Below are 13000 nucleotides of genomic sequence, written 5' to 3' on the forward strand. Positions count from 1 at the left end.
AATCACTAACAGATAGTCATTTTTAGTGTATTACCGCACTTAGTGCGATATGTATTTCAGCTAACTCGTTTGATAGTTCTCTGCGACGTCACTGTTAAAAAGTAGCTTAGCATCTGTCGCTACAAATATAGCTTCTCTAACTTTAGAGTTAGTTAAATCTAATAGTCTGAATTGACCTTTATTATTTGGATCAGCAATAGACTCAATTCGTCTAAACATACTTTTATGATTTTCAGCATATTCAGCTAATCCACGTAATTTTGGCAATGCATCACTTAAATGAATACCATGTGGATCTACGATATCTACAGCAACGCTTCCGTCAGCTTTTCGCACAAAGAATATAAAGTCGGGTCGAAGTAGTTTGTACTCCTCAGCCTCAATATATGCAATGGCTAAACTGTCTTGGCTTGCTCTTTCAGGGTTTCGATACCAAGAATCAAAACCAGAACGACTGATCTCGGTTTCAAGTACTTTCAATTCCCATTGATTTAATTCAACAGGAAATAAACCTTCACTATCGCTCATTAAATGGTTTGAATAAGTCGGTAAAATGGATTCACTACCGTCTGCCTCTAAAGCCTTAGTATGATGCATCCACGTTCTAGGTTTTAGAATATCAATGTCTTGAGGTTCTTTACTCATTTCTCTTATTTGTCTATAAGAGTCTTGACGTTCATCACTCAAATTTTTAATTTCAACTCTATATTCATTTAGCCATTTAGTAGTTAAATCATCTGCTTCTTTATTTAGATATTCAGCAACGTCACGAACAAGACTTAAAGCAGCAATCTCAATATGAGATTCTAATAGGGCTTCTTCTCGACTAAAAGCATCGTCATTATTATCGGCAAGATGCTCAGCATACGTACGCGATAAATCTGGGCTCAGAACCCTAGCAGCCTTTTTATATGTATCCTCGATAACTACAAAATCAGCTTCTTCTACAAATTGATCAAACGACATTTTTTTATCGCCTAGACCTGCTCGCAGACTAACGCCTTCTACTGTCATAACATCTTTACGAGCGGTATTTATTTCATCCTTAAAACGTACCAAAGCAGCATTAAGCACTTTATGCATTTCAGTATGCGCTTTTTTACCGGCGTCAGATAACAGGTTATCTTGAGCAAGTTCATGCGCTAACGCCGTTAGCCTTTTAACTGGTTTAGACATATGTTGAGGTAATAATTGAGATGGAAGCGCAGTAAAAGAAGCCCATACATCTTCTTTAATTAAAGGGTTAGGCTCAAGAGTAGCAGGGTTTATCAATACTCTTCGACCACCTAGAGTTGGTTCTGTTTCTGTCCCTCCACCATGCATTAGCGCTTCAGCAACAGCCTTCACGTTTTCTTTATCATAAAAAGGAAGTAAACAGTGAACAGCATTAAGCCGCTCATTCCCTGGTATTCTTCTAGCTAATGGGGTGCGAACCATTCGACCAAGCAACTGAGTAATATGAGTTTTATCTTTAGCTGGTCTAAAAGAAACCATAACCTCAGCCCTCGGACAATCCCAGCCCGTAGAAATCGCATCTTTAGCAAGAAGTACTTTTATTTCTTGCTCATCATGCACGCGTTGAGGCTCCGTGTGAAAAACAGTGTGATTACCAAGTTTTAAATTCGTTCGTTCACCAAATACATGTGCAATATTGCTGCTTTTTAAATCAGGCCAAGCTTCAAAAAGGGTATCTAGTGCTTTACCAAGATCATCAAAATTTGGCTTATTAGGTACCTGAAGAACCATAAGCGGAACTATTGGTTTTAATCCTTCAGCCTCACAATATGTTTGCCAAGCCTCAGTCGATTCACGTAATTTTTCAACCCCTCTCCGAAGTAGCACGGTATCAAATTGCCCCGTGTCATGAGGTATCTCAAGTACAATATCATCTTTCAATAAACCCGACTCTTGTACTCGTTTAGAATCAACTACAACATTTGCAATAGTATCGCGGCCTTTTGCAATTTTCATTGCCTGATCGAACCGCTCGACTGTTGCTGAAATTCCCCAAACAATTGGTATAGGAGGTACCGAACCAGCACCATTTATCAAACGTTTAACGATTGTTGACTTTTTACTGGCATCAGACGCAGTTGACCCCATTCCTCTGTGTGCTTCATCGAGTACCAGATAAAGAGTTGAATCAGGATTATCAATGGTGTTTTTTAGTACTTCCCAAACAGTATGTGAGCGCAAATCAGGCCTTGCTTGAGAAAGCAAATCTGCCTGTCCGCTTTTTGCTTCCTCTGCATCAGGATCATAACCACGAACAAGTAAACTTTTTTTACTTAACTTCTGTGTGTTTAAAAAATAGATTTTACCTGGTTCAAAGCATTCAGAACTAAATGTATTTTCTACTACCACTAAATCACTATAGTTCAGTTTGTCTGAGGCTTCTAATAATCTAAAACGAGTTTGCTCATTTAGTGAGGGGTCATCACTAAACCAAATAACGGTTGCTGTAGGATCTGGTTCAATATCAAAGTCATCTTCACCATAAAAAAGCGCCTCGAAAACAGCAGCTGCCATAACTGTTTTACCTGCTCCAGTTGTAGCAGTAAGTGAGAAAGCGTTGGTATCATTATCTTCATGCCAACGTTTTTTAGCTTTATGCAAATTTTTAATTACGGAAGCAACAGCCTCAGTTTGGTAATCCTTTAATGTAAACTTCACTTATTGTTCTCCATTTGCAAACTGAAAATTATTTAGATAAGACTCGTAAAGGCGAACTGCTTCAACTCCATCAGGTAAAACACGCGCTACAGACTGAAAACGTCTATCATCATTAGTTACTATATAGGCAAATTTACAAGTAACAGTATTTTTAACCTTTATAATGAACTCACTAGTTTTATCAAGATCTATAAGTACACCATAAGCCTCAACGACTGCCCATCCCTCATTTGGAATAATTTCTATTCTTTTCCCTATGCTACCGGCTCTTAACCAAAGAATTGGAGCAATACGTTCAAAAGCAAGATTATGAGAAACTATTAAAGGGGATTCATAGGTTAAGGTGAAAAACTCAACGTTTTGCTCAAAACCTTCTGAGATTGGAAATTCATCTATAAATTTATAAGAACCCGAGTTATATCCATCAGTTATTTTCCGCCCATCAGAGTTTACACCTGTAATAGCAGCTTTCACTCTCGGCTTTGTTATGTATTCACAAATACCTAAAGCTTCCCATTCACTATCTCCAGGTCTAAACCCCTTGCTGAGCATCTCTAATTGTTCTTGTGCAGCCACTTCATTGTTTGTTACTGATATAGATATTCGTTTCCCTGAATCTTGTTTATTAAGACGCATTACAGCATGAGCAGTAGTGCCCGATCCTGCAAAAAAATCTAAAACATTTGCACTAGGATTATTTTTTACAACAATCCGCAGCGCATCTTCAACGGCATATAAGGACTTTGGAAATGGAAATGCTCTATCAGGGAGGAGGGTCTTTACTAAATTGCTGCCATGAGATTGTGCATTATGAGAGTCTCTATTCCATTGAGTAGTCGGCATTGAAGCCTTCCCCTCTGAATAGGCCAATTCTACAGAGCCGTCTTCTCCTTGACCTGTCACTAGCAAGGCACCACTTTCTATTTCTTCAATTGGTCCGCTTGTTAAATAATAAATAGTTGTTTTTATATTTTTCTTACCAGAACGAACTGCTTTCACGTAACCCTTAGACAACCTTTCTTTAAGAGTTGGGATCGTTAAACCCCAGTTCATTTCGATACCCCCTTTTTCTCTAATAGGGAATATAGTGTCACATCCATCTATTGAAGCAACTGTATTTCTATCCTCGTGAGGTTTAAGTGGTGAGCCGATCTTCACTATTTTGCATGTTTTCCTGTCAACATATATAGGATAGAACTGCTCTGGGCCTCCTTTCTTTGTTCCTCTTGCCGACTCCAAATCAGTTCTCCTTAAACTCGCCCATCTAACTTTTCTAGAATTATCTGAGATAATTTCGGGACAAATCTGCTGTTCGCCAAGTAATACAAAGAAAATAAACTCATTTGTCCTAGAAAACTCATTTGCTCTAATAATACCCTTAGCATTTATTAATGATGAAATCATTTGTATATTTGCCTCAGGAAATATCTGTTCAAGTAAAAGGCCTATCCTTAAGTACTCTTTTTCATCGATAGTTAAAATTAACGCTGAAGCTTTAGGATTTAATAATTCTCTCGCTATTTTTAATCTGCGCTCCATGAAAGCAAGCCATTTGGAATGGCGATATAAGTCGTCTGATTCGACGTAATCATTGTTATATTTCCAATCCTTAGCTCCAGAGTTATAAGGAGGATCTATGTATATCGCATCAAACTTACCACGGTGAGTATAAGTAAGTGCTTTTAGAACATGATAATTTTCGCCATTAATTACACTGTGGAAAGGCTTTGCTTCACTGCGTTCAACTTGACCAGTGCTTATAAGCCCAGGATATATTTTATCCCTAAATTCGGTAACAACAACAAGATTCTCAATCGTTACCTTTTTATTCTCTGGCTCAGTAGAATTGAGTTCAACTAAATTAGCAATCCATTGTTCAGATTTTTTGACAATATTTTTTACCAGCCAAAGTTTTTGATCACTTTTCTTTGTCTCACCTCTTAAGGGGAGAATTCGAACTTTATCACCTTTCCGCACTGGCCGGTTGGGTAGCTCTATAGTTTCAGGGCGATGGCGCTCAAAATTCAATCCAAATGAACGGCGAGAAGATAATGCCTTAAACTCCCTTTCTAGATCAGCTCCCATCTGAGGGTCTTTTGCTTTAGTTTGTGCTATTAAATCAGTAAGACGTGACACATCTTCTCCTTTTTATCATCACGTTACCTCTAGGGTAAATTGAATAGTTATAAATGACACAAATGAAAAAATGAAGTGCCAAAAAAATCACCATAGCATACCTTTTTTGCTAAAAACTAGCTAGATAACAAGCTTCTTTAAAGTAAAAACTAGCTTTATTTATCAGTGTTTTTATTAAACAGTTTTTTTAATAAATTCTTCATATAAATATAAGCTTTTCTCAAATCTATAATTTTATTCTTTAATTTCATAATGATACAAAATCCATTTCGGTTCTGTGTGATATAATCAATGTTATAACGAAAGGATAAAGGGAAATGATATGGAAAATCAAAACATGACTACATTAGCTTTTAACTTTGAAGTACTAAGTGTTAAAAGCTTGAACAATGAGGAGTTACCTTGCTATCAAATTCAATCGACCGATAAATTAAAAGTTATCCTCAAGCAACCTCAATTTATCCAAAAATTTACTGTTACTGATTGCAGTGAGATAGAGCTAACCCCCTCAGAAACAAAAAAAGTATTTACTGGCAGCTTTAAGGAGGAGCCAGTAAATACTCAGGGGTTGAAAAGTGCTGCTGAAATACTCCAAAGGCATCACGAGTTTATTAAGTACCCTTCGGATATAGCACTACTAGCTATGGAGTTTTTCAAAAGTAAACGCATTCGAGCCACTATAAACCCAATTGGCACATACATTGTTGCGGAAGTAGCCATTACTCCACTCAATTGTATAACAACGGCAAAATCACGTATTCAAATAGACAAGGAGAATCGCGTTATACAAAGTCTTATGTCATTTCGTCCAAAGCAGTAGGTGATAATATGGTCAAGAACAATTATGCAATTTTAAGGATTGAGAAACTCAAATCTGAAGCTGCGATTTGTGCGATGTCAGCTCACTGGAGAAGAGAAAACTACACCCCTAATGCAGACCCAAGGAGAACGAAATACAATCGTGTTCTGGTGGGTTCTGCTGACCCATACAAACGATTTAAACAAGAGGTTGAAAAACGAGGCATAACAAAATTTCGTAAGAATGGCGTACTGGCATTAGAAATGTTACTGGCTTTTTCCCCTGAATATCTACGTGATGAGCAGACAGGGAAGTACCTGCCTGACGCAAAAGTTCGGCTTAATAATTGGATAAAATCGATCAAAGCATGGCTTGAGAAGGAGTATGGCGAACGAGTTCTTTCAGCGATTCTTCACACCGAGGAGCAGAATTTTCACGTTCATGTTTGTCTGCATGTGTTTGAGCGTAAAACACGAAAATCTGGTATACAAGAGTGGGGACTTAATGCAAGGGCCATTACAGGAGGTGCTGATAAGCTTAGAAAGATCCAGGACTCGTATGCTGAAGCAATGAAACCGCTGGGCTTGAATAGAGGACTAAGAGGCTCCAAAGCTCATCATTCTAAGGTTTCCTCATTTTATGCAGCACTAAATGAGGCTGATAATCTTGCCGAAAACTTGAACCTTAACCCTACAAAAAAAAATCCTAGGGATTTTAGGGCGTGGCAAAACAAACTTAATTCAATTGTCGAAGGCTTGAAGAAACAGCAAGAGACAGAAATTAGTAAATTAAACCAAATGGTTGAAGAGCTCAGCACAACCAACGCTAAGCTCAAGCAACAATTATGTTCTCAAACCACTAGGCCTAAAATTTAATAGCTTCAGACTAATTGTGTACTCAAAGTAGCGAGCGCCACAATTTAGCGCAGCGTTAAAAATTGTGTAGTGAGTACGCAATTTATCTGAAAATGCTTAAGATGGTACCCCTGAATGAAATTTAAAGTCTTTATCCGGTGATAAAATTAGCTCAGCTTCTATGCCACCAAAAAATTTGATTCGCTCTGTAATATCAAGCTCACTGATTTCTTGAGCAAGGAGCAAGTAATCTTGATAATGACGCGCTTCTGAACGCAATAACGATATGTAAAAGTCACCTAAGCGTTCATCTACATGCGGTGCCAGTTTTGCAAAACGCTCACATGAGCGCGCCTCAATATAAGCACCAATAATGAGTTTATCGACTAAAGCATCTGGCTCATACGATTTGACATGGCGTAACATGCCCTTGGCATAACGGCAAGGCGTAATGCTTTGGTACTCAACACCATATTCATCCATTATCTCAAGCACTTGATAAAAGTGATGAAGCTCTTCTTTAATTAGCATAACCATTTTATCAATTAAATCTTGCCCATATGCGGTATTTGACTTTGGGATCATTGCTTTTGTTAGCTTGTTTTTATCTGCAAGCTCACGCCAGTTACCATCTCGCTTATAAATGAGTGCTTCGAAGGGTTTTAACCACTCCAGGAGCGCAGCGGCACTTTCTTTATCGACTGCATATTTACGGATCAGAAACATGGCAGACTGAGCTGCTTTTAATTCACATACGAGGTGATCCACTAATAAGACCTGTAAGTTTTCACTTTTTTTAGCCTCATCAATCCATAACTCAGGTGTTTCACATTGTAAAAACGAATTTATAGGCGCTAAAAGTTCTTCAATTATAGAATTATTCATTTTCATTTGATTTTTTGTACCGCATTAAATTTTTACTTAATAGTTGCATCATAAAATTAGCGCTACTATCTTCAGGTATATCATTATATTCGTCTAAGGCATCATAAAGAAAGGACTGTAGGTCTTTACCATCAGTTTTTATAGGCTTTGGCATTAAGAAATATTCTGGTGTAATCCCTTCGCTAAGGATAAAAAATGCTCTCGGACTGTTTAACTTACAAACATATGCTTTTTTACTGCGATCATATCTTACATATTCTAGTTTGAGTTTACCGTAAGAAATTGTGTTTTCGTATATGACCATCCTAAATCCCAAAAGGTGAAGATTTAAATTATATTGATCAATATCTTCATCACGGCTTTGTAATATTTCTCTCGAAATAAAAAAGTCGTCACTGCTATTAAGCCGAGAATTCAATGCTTTTTGTCTTGACTCCAAGTTAGCTAGAGCAGAATCAACTTCCGAAATCATATTTAGGATTGTTCTAGATTCGGTTCCTTTTCCACGAGCCGTTTGATAAAAATCTTGTAGCTCTTCAAGCTCACTTTTTTTCTGGCGAATGAGGTGTGCATTTTTAGACAATTCTTTTTCATCGTTTTCGTTTCGTTTACTCTCACTCAAGTCAGCGAGCAGCTCCATCTCTACATGGTTTTTAAAAAAATAGTCTGCAATTATATAAGGGAACGTAGCTCTCGAATCACAACCAGAAAGTTCAGCACCTTTGCGACGTTTGTTACTGCACCTAAGTAATGGCAGCGAATCACCTGTTTGCTGGATGCTATTACCTTTGCCACAGTGACCACACTTTATCAAACCATGCAAAGGCCATTTTCGATCAGGCCTAACGTTTTTATATAAGCGGCCTGCATGAACTTCCTGTACTTTATAAAATATGTCATCATCAACTACATGAGAGTAAAGCTTGGCGCCAAAAATCATACCGATACACCTCTCACTTGTAATTATCCTAATAACAGTTGTTGGTGTCATTCGTTGGATAGGCTTAAAGTTTGGGTATTTGGCTCGTAGTAAATTCAAAATAGAAACTTGACCCATCCCTTTGAGGTATAAATCGAACATATCTTTGACAGCACTAGCAAATTGATTAGGATTACCATTTTTATCTAACCAAAAAGGTTTTCTTATTTTTGGTGCTTTACTTTCGGCTAATGCTATAGCTTTTCTATTTTTATGACTTGCCTTTGCTTTATCCGAGCGCCAAGCAGAATCTTTATGAGCACTCTCAATTTCAACCAATAACCTCATCCATTTACCAAGATCATCAGCTGACTCTGGCGGGTACTCTTGATTATCAGCAATTGTCACAATAGTTACTCCACCCTCCCAGATATCTTGGAGTAACATTTTTGTTTTACTAATTGGTAACCTAGTTAGCCTAGAAAACTGTTCTAGTAATAAAATTGAACCTTTTTCAATTTTCCCTGCTTTAATATCTTCAACAAAGGCGCCCAACTCCCCCTCAGTTAAATTCTTACCTTTGAATCCTGAAAAACCGTCATCAACAAGAACCCTCTCCACCTGCACATCAGTATTTACAGCTAACCACGCGTCTTGAGCAGCCGTTTGCCTAAATAGAGAACTGTTTCCTGCTTGTCTCTTGGAGCTAACACGCTGGTATAAATAGGCTTTACGTTTCAACTTTCTAACCTTTAGAGATAAATAATTTATATGTGCTCACTATATCATTAAGCTCACAAATTAAGTGATCTATTAAAATAACTGACAGATTTTCTTTTTTGATTGCTTTATCTACCCACTGAGTCGGTGTTTTGCACAATAAAAAGTCATGAATAGGCTCTAACAGCTGGCTATGTGACACGTTTGATACTCGTTGCTAATTAAAATTAAAGAACCTGTATTTTAACACGAATTCACGGTTTGATTAAATCAAAGCCAGCTTCATTTATTTGTTAAAAATTAGTTAACTTGACTTTGTACACTATGTGGCCCATAACTGTAAATGAACTGTATAAAAAACACACCGTAACAAAAACAATAATACCTTCCTAAACGGAGTACACACTATGATATTAAACCACCTATGGGGCTTATACGCTCACCCACTTGAAGAGTGGCAAACAATTGATAACCGACACGAAAGCTTGACCTACAGCTTGTCACATATTTTACTCATTGCTTTGTTTCCATCAATAATGGGGTATTACTCGTCTGTTTACTTGGGCTGGAGCATTGGCACTGGTGGTCTAGTATTTTTAACACATGAGAGCGCGCTATTAATAGCTATAGCCATGTATGTAGCTTTAATTATAGGTGTATTTGCACTTGCCTATTTAGCCCATTGGATGGCCGTTACTTTTGGCTCTAAACCCACCTTTACTCAAACGCTTGAACTAGCGGCTTACACAGCAACACCGGTATTTATGTCTGCGCTTGCCGCTTTTTGGCCTGTACTTTGGTTTGTTGTATGTGCTGGTATTGTTGCATTAGCTTACTCGGTTTATTTACTTTATACCGGAGTACCTATACTCATGCACATACCTGAAGAACGTGGTTTTATTTATGCAAGCTCGGTCGTTACTTGTGGGCTTATCCTACTAGTCATCATATTAGCTGCCACTGCGATTCTTTGGACAAATGGCATTGTAAGCCCCATGTTCACATAATAAATTTTAAGTAACTCGATTAAGTAATATTCAACCAACAAAAAAGGAGCTAATTAGCTCCTTTTCTAAAATTAAAATACTCGAAAGTATTAATCAGTCTCGTTTTCTTCTTGGTTATGTATTTCTAACCCTGATGACATCGCTGTTTCGCGTGTGCTTTTAGCTGTATCGTTTCTCAGTTTATCTATTCGGTTTAAATAGTTTTGATCTATGTCGCCTGTTATATATTGCCCGTCAAACACAGAAGTTTCAAATTGAGTTATTTCTGGATTTTCTTGGCTTACAGCGGCCATTAGATCTGTTAATGACTGAAAAATCAATCCGTCAGAACCAATACTTGCGTTTATATCTTCAACCTCACGGCCATGAGCAATAAGTTCAGCTGCAGATGGCATATCTATACCATAAACATTTGGAAAGCGTATTTCAGGAGCTGCTGAGGCAAAGTATACGTTTTTAGCACCAGACTCTCGCGCCATTTCCACAATTTGCGCTGATGTGGTACCGCGCACTATTGAATCGTCAACAAGTAATACATTTTTACCTTTAAATTCACGGTCAATTGCGTTTAGCTTTTGACGCACTGACTTTTTACGCATTTCTTGACCAGGCATGATAAACGTACGGCCAATGTAACGGTTTTTAACAAAGCCTTGGCGGTACGGTAAATCAAGTACACGAGCAATTTCAAGCGCTACATCACACGAAGTTTCTGGAATAGGAATGACCACATCAATGTCTTTATCTGCCCACTCACGTGCTATTTTTTCACCCAGTTTGGTACCCATGTTTACGCGTGTTGCATAAACCGACATTCTGTCTATTGTTGAGTCTGGACGAGCAAAATAAACAAATTCAAAAATACAAGGCGAGTAAGACACTTTATCTGCACAATTTAATGAGTGAAACTGTCCATCTTCCGTCACAAAAATAGCTTCACCTGGGGCTACATCGCGAATAAACTCAAAGCCATCAGGTTTTAGTGCCACACTTTCTGAGGCAAACATGTATTCCGTGCCTTTTTCAGTCTCGCGTTTACCGAAAACAAGAGGGCGAATACCGTTAGGATCACGAAACGCTACAACGCCGTGACCAATAATCATGGCAATGGCTGCATAGCCACCCGTTACTTTTTTGTTTACCTCAGCAACTGCTGTAAACACATCTTCAGGGTCTAGGTGTAACTTGTCTGAGCGACTAAGCTCATGTGCCATAATATTCAGCAATATCTCAGAATCAGACGTTGTATTAACATGTCGACGTGCTTCTGAAAATAACTGTTCTTTTAGTTCTTCAGCATTTGTAAGGTTTCCATTATGCGCAAGGGCGATACCAAATGGTGAGTTTACATAAAAAGGCTGTGCCTCAGATGAACTAGAAGAGCCTGCTGTTGGATAACGTACATGGCCAATACCAATGGTACCTTGTAGTCGCTTCATGTGACGTGTGTGAAATACATCTTTCACTAGGCCGTTTGCTTTACGTAAGCTAAACGTATTATTTTCAATGGTAATTATTCCCGCGGCGTCTTGCCCACGATGCTGCAAAACAGTTAAGCCATCATATATCGCCTGATTCACAGGAGACGTTCCGACTATTCCAACGATACCACACATGTAATTTATCCTCGCCGATTAACGGTTTACTGAATTTAAAAAGCTGGAGTTGTTTTCGAGGTACGAAAAAAACCATTCAACAACAAAGCCAAATTCTGGAATCAAAATAGAATTACCCCACCAGTGCGTATTAGGTGCACCAGTAAAAGCATCAAGAAAGAAGAGTAACGCGCTCACGACCAACACGCCTCGTAGAGCACCAAACACTATGCCAAAGACACGGTCAGTACCCGATAAGCCAGTACGAAGTACAAGCTGACCTAAAATATAGTTTAGTAAACCGCCTAACAGGAGCGTCGCAAAGAAGAGTATGGCAATGGCCGCCGCATTTCTTAAAAGGGGTTCAGAAATGCTTGTTAGGAAGGAAGCTAAATATTGGTAAAATAAACTTGAGATGATAAACGCGCCTGCCCATACCGCTAATGACATAGCTTCTTTTACAAAGCCGCGTATTAAACCGATGATGGTAGACAGTGCAATGATGCCAAGAATGGCGTAATCAACCCAGATCATAATAACCAATTAGTCGCTATTTTGGGGCGCATTCTATACCCAAACATCCTAAGTATGCAAGTTTAAACGGGAGATAACCGCAGCCAACCTGAAACATTTAATTAACATTTTGACAGTTAATAAATTGGCCTAAGTAATTGTGTAACATCAAAGAAAAGGCCTTATTGTTTAAGGCCTTTTTAATTAGTTAGTTACTTCGTATTGGGTTATTTTACCGTTAAGCTTAGTAAGCTTTTTAAGTTCTGGTAATTGCTTTTCCAACTCAGTTTTATCAAGTGACGGACCAACAAATACTTTTGTTAGCGTTCCGTTAGGTGTTTTTATAGGTTTAGTAAACGTATTAAACCCTTTTGAAGTTAATTTAGCCTGTAATGCTTTAACATTTGCAGCATGAGAAAAACTACCTAACTGCACCACATAGGCCATATCAGTTAGGTTTTCGTCACTTTTACGCGGCGTAATAGGCTTAGGTGCCTCTTTAACTACTTTTTCGGGAACCTTAGTCTCTTCTTTCGCTTTAGCAACTTGCGGTTCAGCAATATCAGTTTTTGTAGCTTTAGGTATAACTGACGCTTCAACTATTTTCTCTTCGCTAGCAAAGTTACTTTGTGCAATAGTATCGTCTTGCTCTAAAACGTCATCATCAGGAGAAATATCTTCAATGTTATCTTGCTTTAACGGTTCAGCTATAGCTACTTGATCATTAATTGAGTCTTGCAAGTCAATCGTTTTGAACTCAGGTCGCTCTGGGATCGCTTTAAAGCCTTCCTTGTAATGCACTTTTTCGCCATCAAGTATGTTTGGGATAAACACAATCGCTGCGATCACCACAATACTTGTTCCAACTAAGCGATTTATAAAACTTGAGTTCACCGATA

10 protein-coding genes and 1 pseudogene are annotated in these 13000 nt (G+C 38.2%); 3 read left to right on the forward strand and 8 right to left on the reverse strand.

Translation table 11 applies throughout. The features are described 5' to 3' along the window. Nucleotides 1-60: 60 nt before the first annotated feature. Nucleotides 61-2673, reverse strand: coding sequence for a DEAD/DEAH box helicase family protein (locus MTP24_RS11100; protein WP_243531204.1), 2613 nt, complete (start codon nucleotides 2671-2673; stop codon nucleotides 61-63). After that, nucleotides 2674-4809 (reverse strand): DNA methyltransferase, encoded by a 2136-nt coding sequence (locus MTP24_RS11105; protein WP_243531206.1) that lies wholly within the window; start codon nucleotides 4807-4809, stop codon nucleotides 2674-2676. A gap of 322 nt (nucleotides 4810-5131) precedes the next feature. On the opposite strand from MTP24_RS11105, the gene MTP24_RS11110 reads away from it, so the two are divergent. Next, complete coding sequence (locus MTP24_RS11110) at nucleotides 5132-5629, forward strand: hypothetical protein (RefSeq protein WP_243531208.1); 498 nt, start codon at nucleotides 5132-5134, stop codon at nucleotides 5627-5629. A gap of 8 nt (nucleotides 5630-5637) precedes the next feature. Further along, on the forward strand, nucleotides 5638-6483 hold the full coding sequence (mobV, locus tag MTP24_RS11115) for a MobV family relaxase (RefSeq protein ID WP_243531209.1): 846 nt from the start codon (nucleotides 5638-5640) through the stop codon (nucleotides 6481-6483). A gap of 96 nt (nucleotides 6484-6579) precedes the next feature. Here the strand turns inward: mobV and miaE (MTP24_RS11120) are convergent, their stop codons facing one another. From miaE (MTP24_RS11120) to miaE (MTP24_RS11130), 3 genes and pseudogenes are all read right to left on the reverse strand, one after another. Next, nucleotides 6580-7347 (reverse strand): tRNA isopentenyl-2-thiomethyl-A-37 hydroxylase MiaE, encoded by a 768-nt coding sequence (miaE, locus tag MTP24_RS11120; protein ID WP_243531211.1) that lies wholly within the window; start codon nucleotides 7345-7347, stop codon nucleotides 6580-6582. Continuing rightward, complete coding sequence (locus MTP24_RS11125; RefSeq protein WP_243531213.1) at nucleotides 7340-9007, reverse strand: recombinase family protein; 1668 nt, start codon at nucleotides 9005-9007, stop codon at nucleotides 7340-7342. Before MTP24_RS11125 ends, miaE (MTP24_RS11120) begins: the two co-directional genes overlap by 8 nt. Before the next feature lie 49 nt (nucleotides 9008-9056). Next, a pseudogene (gene miaE / locus MTP24_RS11130) lies at nucleotides 9057-9188 on the reverse strand (tRNA isopentenyl-2-thiomethyl-A-37 hydroxylase MiaE); the annotation flags it as partial. Between the two features lie 205 nt (nucleotides 9189-9393). On the opposite strand from miaE (MTP24_RS11130), the gene MTP24_RS11135 reads away from it, so the two are divergent. Further along, the gene (locus tag MTP24_RS11135; protein WP_006793888.1) at nucleotides 9394-9993 is read left to right on the forward strand and encodes a Yip1 family protein; all 600 of its coding nucleotides are present in this window, start codon (nucleotides 9394-9396) and stop codon (nucleotides 9991-9993) included. Between the two features lie 89 nt (nucleotides 9994-10082). On the opposite strand, the gene purF is transcribed toward MTP24_RS11135, so the two are convergent. From purF to MTP24_RS11150, 3 genes are all read right to left on the reverse strand, one after another. Beyond that, nucleotides 10083-11609, reverse strand: coding sequence for an amidophosphoribosyltransferase (purF, locus tag MTP24_RS11140; RefSeq protein ID WP_010557197.1), 1527 nt, complete (start codon nucleotides 11607-11609; stop codon nucleotides 10083-10085). An 18-nt stretch (nucleotides 11610-11627) separates the two neighbouring features. Beyond that, nucleotides 11628-12122, reverse strand: coding sequence for a CvpA family protein (locus tag MTP24_RS11145; RefSeq protein ID WP_006793890.1), 495 nt, complete (start codon nucleotides 12120-12122; stop codon nucleotides 11628-11630). A 183-nt stretch (nucleotides 12123-12305) separates the two neighbouring features. Beyond that, on the reverse strand, nucleotides 12306-12995 hold the full coding sequence (locus MTP24_RS11150; protein WP_243531215.1) for an SPOR domain-containing protein: 690 nt from the start codon (nucleotides 12993-12995) through the stop codon (nucleotides 12306-12308). Nucleotides 12996-13000 lie beyond the last annotated feature (5 nt).

Source organism: Pseudoalteromonas sp. APM04 (genome assembly GCF_022809815.1).
GTDB lineage: Bacteria > Pseudomonadota > Gammaproteobacteria > Enterobacterales > Alteromonadaceae > Pseudoalteromonas > Pseudoalteromonas marina.